Here is an 18,305-nt window from a genome sequence, read left to right as displayed (position 1 = left end):
GCGTTTTGCCTTTGCAGAAATTGCTGGGCGCAGAAGCAGGGCGCGAGTCAATGGAGGGAACCAAACGGGTGCCACTATCGTGTCAGGCAGACATCTTCAAAGCAGTTAGTCTGTCCTTGCCGCTTGAAAAAATCAGCATCACAGACTTATCAAGCGGCTTATGAGCCAAGTGAGTGCAGCGGTGGAAACAGCAACTTCCACGGCAACGAACACGGCTACAAAAATTAGTATTCGTGGCGCAGTGGCGAATACGTGAGGTTCAATCATCAGCAGGATCGCCCCTAGAACAGAGGCGATCAGCAGCCAGAATAAAGCCGCTTTCGAAGCCGCAGCGAGTTCAGAAAATGATGCTGAAGCACGCAGGACTTCAAAGCGCTTATCCGCTGTCAAAGCGTAGATTAAGGTCACAGCAGCTATGATAAAGCCCAGCAGCGATGAGCCTACTGAAAGCATCATCTCTGCCCCCTTAGCAAATGCTACGTGGTCACCACGGAAGATTTTAGGCAAATCTAACGCAGGGCCTAGCGTCGTTATCACTGCCAAACTCAGTGATAATCCGGTATTAAATGCAACGCGTGCCCGCCAATACAAGCTGCTCACTCCCACGGTAGCGTTGCCCTAAGTGACTTTTGAAGTGCCTCCCGGCGTTGTAAATAGGCCTCCTCAATCGCGGAAAAAGCTTTTGTGCTATCTATGCTACGCGCTTTTTTTGATGACCGAACGAAGTTTACGTCAGCAACAAGGTAGTCCTCGAGCAAGTTCATTGTGCGAGGTTTGCGCGTATTAGGATCAATGCCGCGAATTTGAAGCTTCTCGTAAGCATCTTCACCATCAGGAGCGCGCATAGCTTGAACGAGAGCAAGGCCTAAGCTTTTTAGGCGGCCATCAGAAGGGTCGCGTGCGTTAAAATATAGACCGAGAGTTTTGGATTGGTTGACTTGCCGTTGGGCTTCCAACGCATCTGCAAGGCTCCGATCAGCTTTCTTTACGAGCGCAATGTTATCAGGTGGAATTTCGATTTCGAGATATTTTACGTTTTCCATATCCCTGATCACATCAGCGAGGTCTCGTTCGAACAACCTTTGAAATCGCGGCGCCGAAGAAAGATTTCGGCCCTTGAACCAAAGATACTCACCTAGTTTACGTATACGTGGTGCATCTCTATTAAATTCTGCGGCGACAAAGCCATCTTCAAAAATAACAATATGGCTGACGTCTATCAGTCCTGCATCTTCCGCTATTGAAAGGGTCGTTTTAATGCCCTTGCGTTCAATTGCAGGTAAATTGTCTCTTCTCGTCCGGCCAAACTCAAGTCTAAGCGGATAAGATAAATTATGGGGCATCAAGCTTAAGAGGGAATTGTCTGTTGCGTCCGGCTGATAACGACCTTGTTCTTCCCAAGGAAGGTTTTGGATCGCTGCCATTGACGCGGGCAAAAGCGGCATGATTTCTGCAGGGTGACAAACGCGGAAAAAGTGAATGCGCCTCGTGACGGTGATATCGCCATTATTTGCCATTATCTACCCCGTTTCACCTTTCCTTTTTTATTACAGAAAATTGGCTCTAACACAATCCAACGAGGTGCGCGGCGTTATCAACGATAATCAGCTGTCGACATTCGTCCCTTGAGACGAAAAATGTTCCGCATGACCTCGATTGATAAGGTCGAGTGCTACTGTCTGTCGCTTATTGGAGTATTAGCCCCCCAAACACCCCCATCACCCCGTTCCTTGACCGTTCAGGTTTCCCGCCCCATCTACCATCCCAACTGACCGCGCCGCATACGCGCGCAACAAGGGGCAAGTGATGCGCATTCTGATCGTCGAGGACGAACCCACGCTCGGCAAGCAGCTCAAGAACACGCTGGAGCAGAACGGCTATGCCGTCGATCTGTCGGTCGATGGTGAGGACGGGCACTTCATGGGCTCCACCGAGGAATATGACGCGGTCGTGCTCGACCTCGGCCTGCCGGAGATCGATGGCCTGACCGTGCTGGGCATGTGGCGCAAGGAGGGGCGCAAGTTCCCCGTCCTCGTGCTCACCGCGCGCGATTCATGGTCTGACAAGGTGGCGGGCCTCGATGCCGGGGCCGATGATTATCTGGCAAAGCCCTTCCAGACCGAAGAACTGATCGCTCGCCTGCGCGCGCTGATCCGCCGCGCTTCGGGCAATTCCTCGTCCGAACTGACAGCGGGCGATGTGCGGCTGGATACCCGTTCGGGCCGCGTCACGCTGAATGGCGAGCCGGTGAAGCTGACCGCGCAGGAATACAAGCTCCTGTCCTATCTGCTCCACCACAAGGGCAAGGTCGTCAGCCGCACCGAACTGATCGAACATATCTACGATCAGGATTTTGATCGCGATTCGAACACCATCGAAGTGTTCGTCACGCGCATCCGCAAGAAGCTCGGCCCCGATGTGATCACCACGATACGCGGCCTTGGCTACAGCCTCGACGATCCGGCCGAACCCGGTCGCGGTTAATCGGCACTGCTCATCGGACCACCCGTGGCCACGCAAAGGCCTGAACCCGCCCAGCCGCCGCAGCCAGCGCCGCACACCGGTTCGCTGGCGCGGCGAATGCTGCTTATCGCAGCGGGCTGGATCACCGTGCTGCTATTGGGCGGCGGGCTGGCGCTCGACCAGACGCTGACCGGGCTGATTACGCGCAATTTCGATGAACAGCTCGAATACATGCTCACCGCGATGGTCGCCTCGGCAGAGGTCGATCCCGATGGCGAAATCTATTTTAACCGCCCCTTGGGCGACCAGCGCTTTCTTGAACCCAACAGTGGCCTCTACTGGCAGATTTCGGGGCAGGGGCACGATGATTTCCCCTCGCGCTCGCTGTGGGATCGCACGCTGCGCACCACGCTCGATCAGAACCACGTCGAACCCTTTATCGACGATAGCGACCAGTTCGATGGCGAACGCCTGCGCATCATCAAACGCTCGGTGATCCTGCCCGGCAGCAATACCTTGTGGGAGTTTCAGGTCGCCGCCAGCCGTGGCGAGATTGACGCCCAGATCCGGCGCATCCGCTCGATCCTGATATGGTCGTTTCTGGCGCTCGGCCTTGGCCTTGTCGGCATGGCGGGCTTGCAGACATACTACGGCCTCGGCCCCTTGCGCCGTGTGCGGCAGGCGATTGCCCGAATGCGGGAAGGCGAGGCCAGCCGCGTCACCGATCCGCTGCCGCTCGAAGTGCAGCCGCTGGTGACCGAGCTCAACGCGCTGCTCGAACATTCCGAACGTCAGGCCGAAGAAGCGCGCACCCACGCCGGAAACCTTGCCCACGCACTGAAAACCCCGCTCACAGTGGTGATGAACGCCGCCACCGCCAAGGCGGACGATCTGGCCGACACGGTGATCCGCGAAGCCGCCGTGATGCGCCGTCAGGTCGATCACCACCTCGCCCGCGCCCGCGCGGTGGGCCGCCGCGCGGTGGGCCTGTCACGCGCGCAGGTATGGGAAAGCGCGCAGGCTGTGGAGCGCGCCGTCGTGCGGCTCTATCCGCAGGTGCGTTTCGACATGGATGGAAATCACAGCGCCGAAGTTTCGATAGAGCGGCAGGATCTGGATGAAATCCTCGGCAACCTGATTGAAAACGCGGCGAAATACGGCGGCGGTTCGGTGTTCATCACCATCGATGCCGCGCCTGCAGACGCAAAGTTCTGCGAAATCTGGGTCGAGGACGATGGCATGGGCATCCCCGAAGAAGCCCGCACCCGCATCTTCGATCGCGGCGCAAGGCTCGATACCGGAAAACCCGGCACCGGCCTCGGCCTCGCCATCGTGCGCGATGTGGCCGAGATCTACGGCGGCAGCGTTGAATTGAAAGAGAGCGAGGATCTGGGCGGACTGCTCTCCGTCCTGCGACTGCCAAGGCCTGGCAGCACAAAGTAGCGTCAGGCGCGCGGGTGGGCGTTGCGGTAAACATCGAGCAAGGTCGCTGCATCAACCTGCGTATAGATCTGCGTGGATGAAAGGCTGGCGTGCCCCAGCAACTCCTGCAAACTGCGTAAATCCGCGCCAGCGCCTAGCAGGTGCGTGGCGAAGGAATGGCGCAGCGCGTGCGGCGTGGCGGTGGCGGGCAGGCCCAGCACGGTGCGCGCTCGCGCTACGGCGCGTTGCACCATGCCTTGCGCCAGCGGGCCGCCTTTTGTGCCGCGAAACAAGGGCTTGGCCTTCTCCAGCGGCCACGGGCACTGCCGCACATAATCGTCCACGCCTTCGCGCACGATGGGAAGCAGCGGCACCACGCGCTGTCGCCCGCCCTTGCCGGTGATGACCACGCTCTCGCCCAAAGGCAGCAACGAGGCGGGGAGGGCCAGCGCCTCGGCAATGCGCATTCCGGCGCCGTAGAGTAGCAGCAGAACCGCCCGGTCGCGCGCGGCGATCCACGGCACGCTGGCATCATCAGCCACGGTTTCCGCAAGGTTTACAGCGTCATCCGGTGTAACAGGGCGGGGCAGGCCCTTCTTTATGCGCGGACCGCGCAGGCGCGGTCGGCTGGCGTCGGCCTCGCCCGCCTGTTCGCGCGCAAAGGTGATGAAGCTTTTGAGCGCAGACAATTCCCGCGCCGCCGAAACGTTGCCCAGCCCCTCGGCCCGCCGCTCGGCAAGGTGCGTGCGCAAGGTTGCAGCGTCGATCCGGGCTATGGCCGGCCAGTCAAGATCACGGTCGAGCGCGCGGAGGAGGCGGGCGGCAGTGGCGGCATAGGCGCGGACGGTGTGGGGGGAGCGGCGGCGCGAAAGGGCGAGGTGGGCGTTCCACGCTTCAAGGATTTCCGCCGTCGTCATGCGCTGATCAGTTGGTGCGAAACGATGTCGGCCAGGAGCGCTTCAAGTAGCGGTGCGCCCTTCTCTGTGACGCTTAGGTGCATCTTGGTGCACTTCAGAAACCCCATTGTTGCGAGGCGTTCGCAGGCATTGGCGTCGATCATGTCGTCCACGGACAGGCCAAAACGTGCGGCCAGGGCAGGGGGGGAAATGCCCTCCGTCAGCCGCAAACCCATCAGCAAGGCCTCGGTCGCCTGTTCGCTGATCGGGAGCGCACGTTGTTCAACAATGCCTTGATTTTGTTCGGAAACAGCGCGGAGAAAATTCTCCGGCTTCTTGTGCCGCACCGTCGCCGCGCCCAACCTGCGCCCATGCGCGCCGGGCCCGATGCCGATGTAATCCTGATAGCGCCAATAGGTCAGATTATGGCGGCTTTCCTCGCCGGGGCGGGCGTGATTGCTGGTTTCGTAGGCAGGCAGACCAGCATCGGCGGTGATTTGTCGTGTTAAATCAAAAAGTTCCGCGCCCGCATCATCATCCAGCGGCGTCAGCTTGCCTTCGCGGACCAGCGTGGCAAATCGCGTGCCCGGTTCGATGGTCAACTGGTAGAGCGAGAGGTGCCCCGTGCCGAAGCCCAAGGCCCGCCGCAACTCAGCTTCCCATGCTTCCGGCGTCTGTTCTGGCCGGGCATAGATCAGATCGAAACTGACGCGAGAGAACGTTTTCTGCGCAAGTTCCAGCGCGGCAAGGCTTTCATTGACGTCATGCAATCGGCCTAGGAATTTCAGCGTGTTATCGTCGAGCGCCTGCAGCCCCAGCGACACGCGGTTGATCCCGGCAGAGGCCAGCGCAATGAAATTCGCCGCCTCGACCGAACTTGGGTTGGCCTCCAGCGTAATCTCGATCCCCGGCGCAAAGCCCCAAAGCGCCTCCGCCTCGCGCAGCAACGTTGCCACCAGTGCGGGGGGCATCAGCGAGGGCGTGCCACCGCCGAAGAAGATGGACGTAAGCGGGCGCCCCGGTGTCAGACGCGCTTCATGGCGCATGTCGGCCAGCAGCGCCGCTTCCCAAGCCGCCATGTCGGTCCGCTCGCGCACATGGCTGTTGAAGTCGCAGTAAGGACACTTGGCGAGGCAGAACGGCCAGTGGATGTAGAGGGCTAGCGCCATGCCTCGATCTTAAGCCGAAAACTGGTCCGCTACCAGTTTGGCAAAGGCATCGGCGCGGTGGCTGATGGCGTGCTTTTCTGACGGATCGAGTTCGGCGAAGGTGCGGGTATCGCCCACGGGCACGAAGACCGGATCATAGCCGAAACCGAGCTTGCCGCGTGGAGGCCATGTCAAAGTGCCGGGTGCGCGGCCTTCGTAGACGGCGTGGGTGCCATCGGGCCATGCGATAGCTAGCACGCAGGCAAAGTGGCAGTCGCGCGGGGTTTCGGGGCCGAGTTCAGCCAGTTTGCCTTCGACTTTGCCCATCGCCATGTACCAGTCGCGACCGGGGCCGCCTTCGAACTTATCAGCCTCGGCCCAGTCGGCGGTGTAGACGCCGGGGGCACCGCCGAGTGCCTCGACACAAAGGCCGGAATCGTCGGCTAGTGCCGGGATTTGCGAGGCTTGTGCGGCGGCTTGGGCTTTGATCAGGGCGTTTTCGATGAAGGTTGTGCCCGTCTCGGCCGGCTCGGGCAAGCCAAGCGCGCCCGCCGACAGGCATTCGATGCCGTGCGGGGCGAGGAGGGCTTGAATTTCCTTGAGCTTTCCGGCGTTGTGCGTGGCTATGACCAGCTTGCCGGTGCGGAGGCGGGGCATGTTTGGTCTTTCCTCGGAAGTTGCGCTTGGTCGAGGGAGGCCCCCGCCTTCGCGGGGGCGCAGTTCCTTCAAATTTTGCGGTCCACCAAACTCAGCCGCGAACGGCTTTTTCCTGTGCGGCGAAGATTTCGTTGCAGCCGATGCGGGCGAGGCGGAGGAGGCGCAGGAGGCCTTCTTCGTCGTAGGTTGCGCCTTCGGCGGTGGCTTGCGCTTCGGCGATCTTGCCGCCTTCGATCAGCACGAAGTTCGCGTCAGCGTCAGCCGAGGAATCTTCGATGTAATCAAGATCGAGCACCGGCTGGCCATTGACGATGCCGCAGGAAATCGCGGCGACCTTTTCGGTCAGCGGGTCTTCCTTGATCGCGCCGCTGTCGAGCAGTTTCTGCACGGCAAGGCGCAGGGCGACCCAGGCGCCGGAGATCGAGGCGGTGCGAGTGCCGCCGTCGGCCTGAATCACGTCGCAGTCCAAGGTGATCTGGCGTTCGCCGAGCTTCTTCAAGTCGGTGACAGCGCGCAAGGATCGACCGATGAGACGCTGGATTTCCTGCGTGCGGCCCGATTGCTTGCCCTTGGCCGCTTCACGGCTGCCGCGCGTGTGCGTGGCGCGGGGGAGCATCGAGTATTCCGCCGTCACCCAGCCTTCGCCCTTGCCGCGCAGGAACGGGGGCACGCGCTCTTCGATCGAGGCGGTGACCAGAACCTTGGTGTCGCCAAAGCAGATCAGCACAGACCCTTCGGCGTGCTTGGTAAAGGCGGTTTCGATAACGATGGGGCGCATTTCATCGGGCGCACGGCCAGAAGGTCTCATGGAATTTCCCTTAGAAGTTTGCATGGCCTCTGGCGCATTGCCCTTGAGCCTGCAAGAGCGGTGCGTAGATTGATGAACATGACAGGACCAAACCTTACTGACCTGACGGACCGCGCGCGGGAGATTTTCCGGCTCGTGGTAGAAGGTTATATTGCCAACGGGCAGCCGGTGGGGTCAAAAACGCTGGCAGGGCCGGGGGGCGTGAATCTTTCGCCTGCGTCGATCCGGTCGGTTCTGCAGGAATTGCAGGACGCCGGATTGCTGGCAGCGCCGCATACCAGCGCGGGGCGGATGCCCACCGATGTGGGGCTGCGGCTGTTCGTTGACGGTATCATGCAGGTGGCAGAGCCTTCTGCGGCGGAGCGAGCGCAGATCGAACGCGGACTTTCCCACGGCGGGACGATCGAGAATGCGCTGGCTGCGGCAAGTTCGGCACTGTCTGAACTGTCGGCGGGCGCGGCGGTGGTAATGGTGCCAAAGCGCGAGCCGCGACTGACGCAGATATCATTCGTGCCGCTTTCGCCGGTCCGCGCCCTTGCCGTTCTGGTGAGCGAGGATGGCGGGGTTGAGAACCGCGTGATCGACTTGCCCGAACCCGTCGGGCCGGGGGCGCTTGAGCAGGCGGCGAATTATCTGACGAGCAGGCTTTATGGCCGCACGCTGGGCGAGGCGGCAGGCGTGGTGCGCGCCGAAATCATGGGCGGGCGATCTGCGCTGGATGCCGCCAGTGCGGATCTGGTGCAGCGTGGACTGGTGGTGTGGACGCAGGATGCAGCCGCGCGCCCGATCATGGTGGTGCGCGGGCAGGCCAATCTGCTGGATGAGGCTGCACTGGGCGATATCGAGCGCGTGCGGCAGTTGCTGGACGAACTGGAAAGCGCGGAGGCCATCGCGCGGGTGCTGGATGCCGCGCGCGAGGCGCAGGCGACGCGCATTTTCATTGGCAGCGAGAATCGACTGTTTTCGCTGACCGGTTCCAGCGTAATCGCTTCGCCCTGGCGCGATGCCGAAGGGCGCGTTGTCGGTGTGGTGGGGGTTATCGGGCCAACGCGGTTGAATTATGCGCGCGTAGTCCCCATCGTGGACTACACCGCCCAGACCTTGGGCAGATTCATCGGACAAGACGGGTTTTCGAGAAAATGAGCGATAACGACACGCGCCCCACCGCCGCCGAAATCGAAGCGGAGCTGAAGGGGGTGCCCGAAGACATGATCGACCAGCCTTCCGAGAACGATGAAATTGCTGCGCTGCGCGAGCAGGTGGAAACGGCCAAGCAGGACGTGCTCTATGCCAAGGCTGAGACGCAGAACGTGCGCCGCCGCATGGAAAAAGACATTGCCGACGCTCGCGCCTATGCCGCAACCGGCTTTGCCCGCGATATCCTTTCGGTGGCCGACAATCTTGCCCGCGCGCTGGAAACGATCCCCGCCGATCTGCGCGAGGATGAGAAATTCAAGAATCTCGTTGCAGGGCTGGAAGCGACCGGGCGCGAAATCGAGAAGGTGTTTGGCAGCCACGGCATTACGCGCATCGCGGCGATGGGCCTGCCGCTCGATCCGCATCAACATCAGGCGATGATCGAAATGCCCTCTGCCGATGCGGAGCCGGGCACGGTCATTTCCGAACTGCAGGCAGGCTACATGATCAAGGACCGCCTGCTGCGGCCAGCGATGGTGGCGGTGGCGAAGAAGCCGGATTGATCTCTTGCGCTGTGCCCCCGTGCAGGCGGGGGCCGCAGTCGTTTTACACTGCTGTCCCGTAACAACACCGAAGCCCCCGCCTTCGCGGGGGCGCAGTTGTTTTTGGCTTTCGGGTTGTTTTCGGCTTGCAGATTGCCGATACGATAAGCGGTTCGTCGCAGTTTCAGGAACTTGCTCTGAATCTGGACGTCATCTCCGTGAACAACGGAGACACCTCATGCGCAAGATCCTTATCGCATCGCTTATCATGGGTTCGGCGGTCACTTTGGGCGGCTGCGCCCGCAACTATACGGGTGAAGGTGCGGCGCTGGGCGCTGCGGTTGGCGCAGGTATCGGGGCTGCAACCGGCGGCGATATTGCTACTGGCGCAGCAATCGGCGGTGCAGTCGGCGCGGCGGGTGGTTCGCAAATCCGCAAGCGTGATGATCGCTGCTATCGCGTGGACAATCGTGGGCGTGAATACGAAGTGCGTTGCTGATCAGGTCCTATCGAATTTTATCAGCGCTTCGAGCGTTTCAAGAGGCGGGGCGCCCGGTGACGGGCTGCCCCGCCTGACCATGAAAAGGTGGCGGACGAGTTCGGCCTGTTGTTCGATGCCGTAGCGGTCAAATGGGCGGCCGGGCTGGTATCGATATGTGTAGCGACAGAACGGGTGGCGCATCAGGGGAAGCCACCATTTTCCGCGTGTCTGTGCCTGCCAGACGTGGACCATCTCGTGAATGAACAGGCCTTGCGCGCTCAAGCTGGCACAGGCGAAATCTTCACACCAATGCGGGCTGGCGGGCGCGAAGTGAATGTGGCCCATCGGCGCCATGACGGTGCCGGTCGGCTGAAAAGGGAACCAGCGGCGGCGGCGCAGACGCACGGGATCGAGGTCTACTTCGGTGCCGAAGATTTCGGTCACCAGCGCGCGTTCACCGCCGGTGAGGGGGCGCTCTCCACCGATGGGGCAGGGAGCGCCGGTGGAAATCACATCTCGCTCATGTCGTGGCCGGAATGGTCCATCTCGCCGCTCATGCCGCCGCCAATGGCTTCGATCTTTGCAGGTGCGCTGACCTTGTCGCCATTGTCGAGCGTCAGGGTCAATTCGGTGGTGCCGCCAGCCTTGAGCGTATCGGCCACGTCGAACAGCATCACATGAAGGCCGCCAGCCTTGAACTGGACCGACTTGCCGGATTCGATCGGCACGGCCTTGACCGGCTGCATTTTCGATACGCTGCCTTCGGTGGTCGATTCATGCATTTCTGCACGTTCCACACCTTCGACATAGGCTGCGGCGATGCTGCGCGGCGCACCGCTGCCTTGCGACACGGTGAAATAGGCAACGCCGGGCCTGCCGGGGGCGGCGGGCAGGCGGATGACCGCATCGGTAACATTGACGCCCGGTGCGTTTTCGGGCGCGGAATCAATGCTGGCAGCGGGGGTAGGAGCCGCCTCTTCCGCCTGCTTTCCACAGGCGGAAAGCGAAAGGGCGAGCACGGAAAGTCCGGCGAGAACGAGCTTGCGCATGGAAAGCGACTCCTGAGGTAAACTTGCTGCATCACGTAAGCGGATGGGGGCCTTGTGCCAAGCGCAACCCTACCTATATCGCGCTCAATCGAGCCGCACTCGGCGGTCTGCCCGGCAGGGGGATCGCTTCCCACGCGGTGTCTTGAATGGAAGGAACTGGGGAACTCATGGCTAAAGTTATCGGCATCGACCTTGGCACGACCAACAGCTGCGTTGCTGTGATGGACGGGGGCACGCCCAAGGTTATTGAAAACTCGGAAGGTGCGCGCACCACGCCGTCGATCGTCGCCTTCACCAAGGATGGCGAGCGTCTGATCGGCCAGCCGGCCAAGCGCCAGGCTGTCACCAACCCGGACAACACGATTTTTGCGGTCAAGCGCCTGATCGGCCGCCGCTTTGACGATCCGCTGACCCAGAAGGACACGGAACTCGTCCCCTATACCATCACCAAGGGCAAGAATGGCGATGCCTGGGTCAAGGCGGGTGGGCAGGACTACAGCCCTTCGCAGATCAGCGCCTTCACGCTCCAGAAGATGAAGGAAACCGCCGAGGCCTATCTTGGCGAAACCGTGACGCAGGCAGTGATCACCGTTCCGGCATACTTCAACGACGCGCAGCGCCAGGCGACGAAGGACGCCGGGCAGATCGCGGGCCTTGAAGTGCTGCGCATCATCAACGAGCCGACTGCGGCTGCGCTGGCCTATGGCCTTGACAAGAACGACGGCAAGACCATCGCGGTCTATGACCTTGGTGGCGGCACGTTCGACATTTCCGTGCTGGAAATCGGCGATGGTGTGTTCGAGGTGAAGTCCACCAACGGCGACACGTTCCTGGGCGGCGAAGACTTTGACACGGTTGTGGTCGAGTACCTGGCCGACAAGTTCAAAGCCAAGGAAAACATGGACCTGCGCGGCGACAAGCTGGCCCTGCAGCGCCTGAAGGAAGCGGCGGAAAAGGCGAAGATCGAACTGTCTTCGGCCCAGACCACCGAAATCAACCTGCCGTTCATCACGGCGCGCATGGAAGGTGGCAGCACCACGCCGTTGCATCTGGTTGAAACCATCACGCGCGCCGATCTGGAAAAGCTGGTTGCCGGCCTGATCCAGCGCACGCTCGATCCTTGCAAGAAGGCGCTGGCCGATGCTGGTGTGTCTGCCAAGGACATCGACGAAGTGGTGCTGGTCGGCGGGATGACCCGTATGCCCAAGGTCCGCGAAGTGGTGAAGGACTTCTTCGGCAAGGAACCGCACACTGGCGTGAACCCCGATGAAGTCGTGGCGATGGGCGCTGCCATTCAGGCTGGCGTGCTTCAGGGCGACGTGAAGGACGTGTTGCTGCTCGACGTGACCCCGCTTTCGCTGGGCATCGAAACGCTGGGCGGCATCATGACCAAGATGATCGACCGCAACACCACGATCCCGACCAAGAAGAGCCAGGTCTATTCGACTGCCGAAGACAATCAGCAGGCGGTGACGATCCGGGTGTTCCAGGGCGAGCGTGAAATGGCGCAGGACAACAAGATGCTGGGTCAGTTCGACCTGCTCGGCATTCCGCCTGCACGCCGTGGCGTTCCGCAGATCGAGGTGACGTTCGATATCGACGCCAACGGTATCGTCAACGTCTCGGCCAAGGACAAGGGCACCGGCAAGGAACAGCAGATCCGCATTCAGGCATCTGGTGGTCTTTCCGACGCGGACATCGATCAGATGGTCCGCGATGCCGAGAAGTTTGCCGATGAAGACAAGAAGCGCCGTGCCGAGGCCGAGGCGAAGAACAACGCCGAAAGCCTGATCCACGCGACCGAGCGCCAGCTTGAAGAAAACGGCGACAAGATCGACGCCTCGCTGAAGGCCGAGATCGAAGCTGCCATCGCTGAAGCCAAGACGGCTGTCGAAAGCGGCAACGCGGACGAAATGACCGCGAAGACGCAGGCGCTGACCGACAAGGCCATGAAGATGGGCCAGGCGATCTATGAGAAGGAGCAGGCTGCTGCTGCCTCTCCGGGCGCTGAGGCACCGAAGGCTGATGATGACGTGGTCGACGCCGAGTTTTCGGAAGTCGACGAAAACAAGTGATGTTGCGATGAAACCGGCCCGCCGCTTGCGTGAATGCGCTGGCGGCGGGTCTTCGCGTTAGGGAAACGCAATGTCGGTCGAGATCGATTTCTACGAACTGCTCGAAGTGGAGCGGACGGCGGACGATAAAGTCCTTAAGTCTGCATACCGAAAACTCGCCATGAAGTTCCACCCGGACAAGAATCCGGGGTGTTCGGACAGTGAAGCGAAGTTCAAGCAGATCAACGAAGCTTACGCCTGCCTTTCAGACCCGCAGAAGCGTGCGGCCTATGACCGATATGGCCATGCCGCTTTCCAGCAGGGCGGGGGCGGACAAGGCGGCGGCTTTGGCGGCGGCGGCGATTTTGGCGATATCGGCGATATCTTCGAGACGATTTTCGGCGGAGCTTTTGGTGGCGGCGGACGCCAGCAGGCCCGGCGTGGCGCGGATTTGCGCTATGACATGGAAATCAGCCTTGAGGATGCCTTCCACGGCAAGAAAACCGAAATTGCGGTAGAGGTTTCGCAGAAGTGCGATCCTTGCGGCGGTTCGGGGGCAACGCCGGGCACTTCGGCGCGGCGCTGCAATTTGTGCGGCGGGCACGGCAAGGTGCGGGCGCAGCAGGGCTTCTTCATGGTGGAGCGGGCTTGCCCGAACTGCCACGGTCGGGGCGAAGTGATCGAAAGTCCGTGCAAGTCCTGCCGAGGCGAAGGCCGTGTCGATGCCGAACAGCGGTTGCAGGTAAACATTCCTGCGGGCGTGGATAATGGCACGCGCATCCGCCTTGCGGGCAAGGGCGAAGCGGGACCGTTTGGCGCGCCTCCGGGCGACCTTTACCTTTTCCTGCATATCCAGAGGCACAAGGTTTTCGAGCGCGAAGGTACCACACTGCTTACGCGCTGCCCGATCAGCTTCACCACTGCGGCGCTGGGCGGGGAGATCGAGATCCCTGGCATGGACGGCAAGGTTCACACCATCGAAATTCCTTCCGGCATCCAGTCTGGCAAGCAGTTGCGCAAGCGCGGTGCAGGTATGCCGGTGCTGCAAGGGCGCGGTATTGGCGATCTGTTGGTGGAAATCCATGTAGAGACGCCGACCAAGCTTTCAGCGCGACAGAAGGAAATCCTGCGGGAGTTTCAGGCGACTGAGACGGGCGAAGAATGCCCGCAATCCAAGGGCTTCTTTGAACGCATCAAGGATGCGTGGACGGATTTGACGGAATAGCACATCGCGTTTTCAGCCACGCTCTTGCGCCCCCGCGAAGGCGGGGGCCTTGGTGTTGTTAGGGGATGCGAGCGTAAACCGACTGAGGCCCCCGCCTTCGCGGGGGCGCAAGGGTGTTGGCTATTCAAACGCCGCCACCACCTCCGCTCTCACGCGGTCCACAAGGCCCGGTTCGGCCACTAGACGTCCCTGTTCCTCATCCAGTATGGCCAGAAACGCATCGCGTTTGAAGGCGGCGATTACCTCCGCACCAAGTGGCTCTTCCACGGTTGAACAGATCAGGTCTATCGTGCGCTCCGCGCCGTGCAGGCGGCCCCAGAGATAGTCGTTTTCGCGGTAGGCGCGGCTGAAGAACGCGCCGAAATTGAAAAACTCCACGCCGCGCAGGCAGGCGAAGGTTCCGCCCTTGCGGATCGAGGTGGCATCATCGGGCGAGATGCGATCGACTTTTACCGGGTCGAATTCGCCCATGCCATCGCCCTGAAGCAGTGGCAAAGTGGCGATATCGTAGAATGGGAAGCCCAGATAGGCGTGGAGGAAGCGGCGGCGCAGCGGCTTGTCCATGCTTTCCAGCGCAGCCACAAGCAGGCCATCCACCTGAAGGTCGAGCGTGATGAGATCGCGCCGCGCAGCGATGGCATTGAGCACCGCGCCCGGATCGACCGTGGCAAGTGCGGCGGTTTCGGCAAAGCCGGGGCCAAGGCCTTCGGCGGTTTCGCGCCCCTGATAGAGCGCCTGCGCGCGATAGACCGCATCGCGCGCGACTTCGCGCGAGGCGGGATCGACCACTTCACCCGCATCCCAATCGTGGGTGAGGCGGCGCGCGAGCAGTTTCAGACGGCGGATGCGGAAAGACAGGTCGTGCGTGCGGAAGAACACGACGGCTTCGGGTGTGGCTCCGCCGCGCAGGGCAGAGAGCCGATCCAGTCCGTTGACGGCGAGGTGCTGCCACAGCGCTGCTTCTACATCGCCTTCACTGGCCGCGTGCGGTGCGGCTTGGTAAATCAGACAGGCAAGATCGCTAACAATGCCCGAAAGTTTGGTTTGCGCATATCCGTGAAAGGCAAATCCGGCCCGCTCGGCGGCGGATTGTTGTGCCTTGTTGCGCCATGTGGTGAGGCGGCGCTGGTTGGGCCAATCGAAGAAGAGCGTGCGGCCGAACAACGCTTCGACCGTATCTTCGATTTCAGGCCGCAAGGCATCGACGATGGCGCGAAGACGGGCACGTTGGCGGGACTGCCGCTCAAGAGCCTCAAGGTTGTCGCGGATCGGCTGTTCGCGCGGGATAGATGAAAGCGAGCCGAAGATTGCAGAAAAGAAGCCAACGGTGCGGCCACCTTTGGGGGCGATGCGCATGTGATCGGGGCTGGGATCGATATAGACGAACCGGCGGTCTACCTCGCGCCGGGCGGGGCGATCACGCAGCACGTCAATCGCCTGCGCGAAGGGGCGGTTCACCAGCACTGCGCCATCGACCAGCGCCACGCTTTCTGCCGTGCCGCGCCGCGCGTGGGTGGGCATGATGCGGTGAATGAAACTTTCCCGCGTTGGCCAGGAATTTCCGCGTTCGGCCACCAGTTTGTCGATCTCGTCCAGCACCAGCGGCGGGAAAGCGCCGGGAAAGCTGGCAGTGGAGCGCGCTGCAAGAACGAGTTCGGGGCAGGGAGCCAGATCACGATCGGGGCCGCGTGTGGCGGTGCGCCGAAAGCCGATGGACAAGCGATGTTCGCTTTCCACCACCACTTCAGGGCTGTTGAGGCGCAGTTCTTCAAGGTGGCCGTTGAAATCGGTGGCGGTAACCAGAAGGTCGATCGGATGGCCTTCGGGCAGCAATGGATCGCCCATCGGCGTATGGGCCATCGCATCGAGCGCATCGGCGATCATCCGGGAGAAACCGATACCGCTGAATGGGGGAGCGAACCACCTCGCGCGAATCAGACGAGACACTTTTCGGCGCACTTCAGAGCGGGTTTCGGGCGCGACGGTGCTGCTGACGACGTTGCCGGGGCGTTTCAGCACGAACCATACCAGCGGTTGCGCCCAGAACTTGGCAAAGCTGCTCCACGGTTTGGCGTCGGGATCAAGCAGCACATCGATATCGGCGCGTTCAAGCCACATCGCCGTCAGCGGTTCAAGGCTTTGCCCAGTGGCGATGGCTTGCGCCAGAAACACCCCGTTGATGCCGCCCGCGCTTGCGCCGGAAATGATATCGGGCAGCAGGCGAAGGCGCAGATCGCGGGTGAGGGCGATTTCTTCCAGCAAATGAAGGTAGACCGCCTCCACGCCTTGCGGATCGGGGCCTTCGGGGCAGTGGAAAGCGCGGCTTGCGCGGGTGGCGCGCCACAGTTCCTTGGTGACGCCATGCATGTACACGGCGAGGCTGATGCCGCCATAGCACACGAGCGCAATACGCAGTTCTTTCTGCCGCATGAGCGCAACCTGCCACGCGAATGCACGATGAGCCAGCAGCTTTGCGTGGGATCAGGGACTTTACGAATGGAACGTCACATACCGTTGCGCGTTACGCGACCAACACAACTCGCAAGGAGCTGGACATGGTTGAGGAACGAGTGGTCGAAGTTCATGAGCCGGGCGGACAGACTCATACCCATACGACGGTATATGAAGAGCGCCGACGTGGAGGTGGCAGTGGTTGGGCGATAGCGGCGATCCTGCTGGTGGCTTTGCTGATCGGCGGCTATTTTCTGACGCAGGTGTCGGATAGCCAGGCAAGCCGCGACAACGCCATCGAACGCGCGGCAGACGACGTGGGCAGTGCAGCGAAAAACGTTGGCGATGCGGCAAAGGACATTGCAAACGGCAATTGAAGGCCCAAGCCTTCCACGCGGTTTTTGTAAACTCCACCGACAATTCAATTTTGTCGGTGGAGTTTTATTTATAAATTTCAGTATCTTGAATTGAATTAACCCAAATGGGGCCAGTGTCAGGGTAACCGACGCTTTACTGTTTGGGCTGTAAGGCTGGCGGCGAGGGGGCAATTCGCGCCCTGAAGGGTGACGAGCACCAGCCAGATGATCCGCCTGTTCAAACACTATATCCCGCATTCGGTCCTGCTTCTGGGCCTGCTGGACTTCGTGCTGCTGATCGGCGCGGGAGAGCTTAGCTGGCAGGTGCGCGCGCATCAGATCGGCATGGACCCCGGCGTTGTGCCGATGCGTGTGACACCACTGCTGCTTTTTGCCGGCATGGTGCAGGTCGCGATGATCGCGGTCGGCGTTTATGGATCGGATGCGCTGCGATCGATGCGGTATGCCACGGCGCGGCTGCTGGTAGCGGTGAGCCTTGGCATCATTGCGCTGTCCGTTGTCTATTTCCTGCTGCCTGGGCGGACGCTTTGGCGATCAAACCTGTTCTATGCGATGTTCTTCGGCATGGGTTTCCTTGTGTTGATCCGCCTGTTGCTGGGTGGCCTGCTTGGCACTTCGGCATTTCGGCGGCGCGTGCTGGTGTTGGGTGCGGGGGCACGGGCAGACCGCTTGCGCAAGCTGGGTGAACGACCGGAATCAGGGTTTGCCATCGTCGGCTATGTAGGCATGAGTAGCGCCGCGCCCGTGGTGGAAGAAGCGATCCATCGTGATGCGATCAACAATCTGACGCGCTATGTCGATAATCTGGGCGTAAGCGAGGTGGTGCTCGCGCTGGAAGAGCGGCGCAATGCACTGCCGTTGAAAGACCTGCTGCGGATCAAGACGACTGGCGTTCACGTCAACGATTTCTCGACCTTCATGGAGCGTGAGACGGGCCGCGTCGATCTCGACACGGTGAACCCCAGCTGGCTGATCTTCTCCGACGGTTTTTCGTCCGGCCGGGCGCTGTCCAGCGCGGCGAAACGCATTTTCGACATTACCGCCAGTCTGCTCTTGCTGACGCTGACACTGCCCGTGATCGTACTGTTTGCAGGGCTGGTGAAGATCGACAGCAAAGGCCCGGCGTTTTATCGCCAGCGCCGCGTGGGGCTGTTCGGCCAACCGTTCAACGTTATCAAGCTGCGGTCCATGCGCACCGATGCCGAAGTGGCAGGTGCCCAGTTTGCGCAGGAAAATGACCCGCGCGTCACGCGGATCGGGCGCTTCATCCGCAAGGTGCGGATCGACGAACTGCCGCAGACGTGGAGCGTGCTGAAAGGCGAAATGAGCTTTGTCGGCCCACGCCCGGAGCGGCCTGAGTTCGTGGCGGAACTTGAAGAGCAACTGCCCTATTACGCGGAACGCCACATGGTGAAGCCGGGGATTACCGGCTGGGCGCAGATCAACTATCCCTATGGCGCGTCGCTCGACGATTCACGGCACAAGCTGGAATACGACCTCTACTACGCGAAGAACTATACGCCGTTCCTTGACCTGCTGATCCTGCTGCAGACGCTGCGCGTCGTGCTGTGGTCGGAAGGGGCGAGGTAAGGCCG

Annotated in this window: 18 protein-coding genes; 9 read left to right on the top strand and 9 right to left on the bottom strand. The window is 61.1% G+C overall.

Annotation, left to right across the window (positions count from 1 at the left end; translation table 11 throughout):
• Positions 1-138 precede the first annotated feature (138 nt).
• Entirely contained in the window at positions 139-600 is a 462-nt protein-coding gene (locus ACOVQ0_RS11875) for a hypothetical protein (RefSeq protein WP_421884697.1), read from the bottom strand.
• Entirely contained in the window at positions 597-1,517 is a 921-nt protein-coding gene (locus ACOVQ0_RS11870; RefSeq protein ID WP_421884696.1) for a hypothetical protein, read from the bottom strand. Before ACOVQ0_RS11870 ends, ACOVQ0_RS11875 begins: the two co-directional genes overlap by 4 nt.
• A gap of 289 nt (positions 1,518-1,806) precedes the next feature.
• On the opposite strand from ACOVQ0_RS11870, the gene ACOVQ0_RS11865 reads away from it, so the two are divergent.
• Positions 1,807-2,484: a response regulator transcription factor gene (locus tag ACOVQ0_RS11865; protein WP_421884694.1), complete on the top strand. Its 678-nt coding sequence runs from the start codon at positions 1,807-1,809 to the stop codon at positions 2,482-2,484.
• Positions 2,485-2,580: 96 nt separating this feature from the next.
• Entirely contained in the window at positions 2,581-3,906 is a 1,326-nt protein-coding gene (locus ACOVQ0_RS11860) for a sensor histidine kinase (RefSeq protein WP_421884729.1), read from the top strand.
• A 2-nt stretch (positions 3,907-3,908) separates the two neighbouring features.
• Here the strand turns inward: ACOVQ0_RS11860 and ACOVQ0_RS11855 are convergent, their stop codons facing one another.
• From ACOVQ0_RS11855 to rph, 4 genes are all read right to left on the bottom strand, one after another.
• The gene (locus ACOVQ0_RS11855) at positions 3,909-4,802 is read right to left on the bottom strand and encodes a tyrosine recombinase XerC (RefSeq protein ID WP_421884692.1); all 894 of its coding nucleotides are present in this window, start codon (positions 4,800-4,802) and stop codon (positions 3,909-3,911) included.
• Positions 4,799-5,950, bottom strand: coding sequence for a radical SAM family heme chaperone HemW (gene hemW, locus ACOVQ0_RS11850; RefSeq protein ID WP_421884690.1), 1,152 nt, complete (start codon positions 5,948-5,950; stop codon positions 4,799-4,801). Before hemW ends, ACOVQ0_RS11855 begins: the two co-directional genes overlap by 4 nt.
• A 9-nt stretch (positions 5,951-5,959) precedes the next feature.
• A complete protein-coding gene (rdgB, locus tag ACOVQ0_RS11845) occupies positions 5,960-6,586 on the bottom strand; it encodes an RdgB/HAM1 family non-canonical purine NTP pyrophosphatase (RefSeq protein ID WP_421884688.1) in 627 nt (208 codons plus the stop codon).
• Positions 6,587-6,677: 91 nt separating this feature from the next.
• Entirely contained in the window at positions 6,678-7,394 is a 717-nt protein-coding gene (gene rph / locus ACOVQ0_RS11840; protein WP_421884686.1) for a ribonuclease PH, read from the bottom strand.
• 78 nt (positions 7,395-7,472) lie between these two features.
• Here rph and hrcA point away from each other — a divergent pair, with 78 nt between their 5' ends.
• The 3 genes from hrcA to ACOVQ0_RS11825 all read left to right on the top strand — a co-directional run bounded on the left by hrcA (position 7,473) and on the right by ACOVQ0_RS11825 (position 9,572).
• Complete coding sequence (gene hrcA, locus ACOVQ0_RS11835; RefSeq protein WP_421884684.1) at positions 7,473-8,537, top strand: heat-inducible transcriptional repressor HrcA; 1,065 nt, start codon at positions 7,473-7,475, stop codon at positions 8,535-8,537.
• Positions 8,534-9,094: a nucleotide exchange factor GrpE gene (gene grpE, locus ACOVQ0_RS11830; RefSeq protein ID WP_421884682.1), complete on the top strand. Its 561-nt coding sequence runs from the start codon at positions 8,534-8,536 to the stop codon at positions 9,092-9,094. Before hrcA ends, grpE begins: the two co-directional genes overlap by 4 nt.
• A gap of 217 nt (positions 9,095-9,311) precedes the next feature.
• On the top strand, positions 9,312-9,572 hold the full coding sequence (locus ACOVQ0_RS11825) for a YMGG-like glycine zipper-containing protein (protein ID WP_421884680.1): 261 nt from the start codon (positions 9,312-9,314) through the stop codon (positions 9,570-9,572).
• Here the strand turns inward: ACOVQ0_RS11825 and ACOVQ0_RS11820 are convergent, their stop codons facing one another.
• Complete coding sequence (locus ACOVQ0_RS11820; protein WP_421884678.1) at positions 9,573-10,067, bottom strand: vgr related protein; 495 nt, start codon at positions 10,065-10,067, stop codon at positions 9,573-9,575.
• The gene (locus ACOVQ0_RS11815; protein ID WP_421884677.1) at positions 10,064-10,603 is read right to left on the bottom strand and encodes a copper chaperone PCu(A)C; all 540 of its coding nucleotides are present in this window, start codon (positions 10,601-10,603) and stop codon (positions 10,064-10,066) included. Before ACOVQ0_RS11815 ends, ACOVQ0_RS11820 begins: the two co-directional genes overlap by 4 nt.
• A 167-nt stretch (positions 10,604-10,770) precedes the next feature.
• Between ACOVQ0_RS11815 and dnaK the strand changes: the two genes are divergently transcribed.
• On the top strand, positions 10,771-12,678 hold the full coding sequence (gene dnaK, locus ACOVQ0_RS11810) for a molecular chaperone DnaK (protein ID WP_421884675.1): 1,908 nt from the start codon (positions 10,771-10,773) through the stop codon (positions 12,676-12,678).
• 70 nt (positions 12,679-12,748) lie between these two features.
• The gene (dnaJ, locus tag ACOVQ0_RS11805) at positions 12,749-13,882 is read left to right on the top strand and encodes a molecular chaperone DnaJ (protein ID WP_421884672.1); all 1,134 of its coding nucleotides are present in this window, start codon (positions 12,749-12,751) and stop codon (positions 13,880-13,882) included.
• Positions 13,883-14,002: 120 nt separating this feature from the next.
• On the opposite strand, the gene ACOVQ0_RS11800 is transcribed toward dnaJ, so the two are convergent.
• Positions 14,003-16,312, bottom strand: coding sequence for a patatin-like protein (locus tag ACOVQ0_RS11800; protein ID WP_421884669.1), 2,310 nt, complete (start codon positions 16,310-16,312; stop codon positions 14,003-14,005).
• Positions 16,313-16,437: 125 nt separating this feature from the next.
• Here ACOVQ0_RS11800 and ACOVQ0_RS11795 point away from each other — a divergent pair, with 125 nt between their 5' ends.
• Positions 16,438-16,710, top strand: a complete 273-nt coding sequence (locus ACOVQ0_RS11795; protein ID WP_421884666.1) for a hypothetical protein — start codon at positions 16,438-16,440, stop codon at positions 16,708-16,710.
• A gap of 204 nt (positions 16,711-16,914) precedes the next feature.
• The gene (locus tag ACOVQ0_RS11790; RefSeq protein ID WP_421884728.1) at positions 16,915-18,300 is read left to right on the top strand and encodes a TIGR03013 family XrtA/PEP-CTERM system glycosyltransferase; all 1,386 of its coding nucleotides are present in this window, start codon (positions 16,915-16,917) and stop codon (positions 18,298-18,300) included.
• Positions 18,301-18,305: the final 5 nt, after the last annotated feature.

Source organism: Novosphingobium sp., from assembly GCF_049240505.1.
In the GTDB taxonomy this organism is placed as follows: Bacteria; Pseudomonadota; Alphaproteobacteria; order Sphingomonadales; family Sphingomonadaceae; genus Novosphingobium.
Note: the sequence above shows the minus strand (reverse complement) of the source record. Positions and strands in the feature narration are given on the sequence as shown.

Excerpts from the sequence above, each read along its gene's own strand:
- ACOVQ0_RS11860 (WP_421884729.1), top strand. The coding sequence starts at position 2,581 with ATGCTGCTTATCGCAGCGGGCTGGATCACCGTGCTGCTATTGGGCGGC.
- dnaK (WP_421884675.1), top strand. The coding sequence starts at position 10,771 with ATGGCTAAAGTTATCGGCATCGACCTTGGCACGACCAACAGCTGCGTT.
- ACOVQ0_RS11865 (WP_421884694.1), top strand. The coding sequence starts at position 1,807 with ATGCGCATTCTGATCGTCGAGGACGAACCCACGCTCGGCAAGCAGCTC.
- ACOVQ0_RS11870 (WP_421884696.1), bottom strand. The coding sequence starts at position 1,517 with ATGGCAAATAATGGCGATATCACCGTCACGAGGCGCATTCACTTTTTC.
- grpE (WP_421884682.1), top strand. The coding sequence starts at position 8,534 with ATGAGCGATAACGACACGCGCCCCACCGCCGCCGAAATCGAAGCGGAG.
- ACOVQ0_RS11790 (WP_421884728.1), top strand. The coding sequence starts at position 16,915 with ATGATCCGCCTGTTCAAACACTATATCCCGCATTCGGTCCTGCTTCTG.
- rph (WP_421884686.1), bottom strand. The coding sequence starts at position 7,394 with ATGAGACCTTCTGGCCGTGCGCCCGATGAAATGCGCCCCATCGTTATC.
- ACOVQ0_RS11815 (WP_421884677.1), bottom strand. The coding sequence starts at position 10,603 with ATGCGCAAGCTCGTTCTCGCCGGACTTTCCGTGCTCGCCCTTTCGCTT.
- hemW (WP_421884690.1), bottom strand. The coding sequence starts at position 5,950 with ATGGCGCTAGCCCTCTACATCCACTGGCCGTTCTGCCTCGCCAAGTGT.
- rdgB (WP_421884688.1), bottom strand. The coding sequence starts at position 6,586 with ATGCCCCGCCTCCGCACCGGCAAGCTGGTCATAGCCACGCACAACGCC.
- ACOVQ0_RS11825 (WP_421884680.1), top strand. The coding sequence starts at position 9,312 with ATGCGCAAGATCCTTATCGCATCGCTTATCATGGGTTCGGCGGTCACT.
- hrcA (WP_421884684.1), top strand. The coding sequence starts at position 7,473 with ATGACAGGACCAAACCTTACTGACCTGACGGACCGCGCGCGGGAGATT.
- ACOVQ0_RS11795 (WP_421884666.1), top strand. The coding sequence starts at position 16,438 with ATGGTTGAGGAACGAGTGGTCGAAGTTCATGAGCCGGGCGGACAGACT.
- ACOVQ0_RS11800 (WP_421884669.1), bottom strand. The coding sequence starts at position 16,312 with ATGCGGCAGAAAGAACTGCGTATTGCGCTCGTGTGCTATGGCGGCATC.
- dnaJ (WP_421884672.1), top strand. The coding sequence starts at position 12,749 with ATGTCGGTCGAGATCGATTTCTACGAACTGCTCGAAGTGGAGCGGACG.
- ACOVQ0_RS11855 (WP_421884692.1), bottom strand. The coding sequence starts at position 4,802 with ATGACGACGGCGGAAATCCTTGAAGCGTGGAACGCCCACCTCGCCCTT.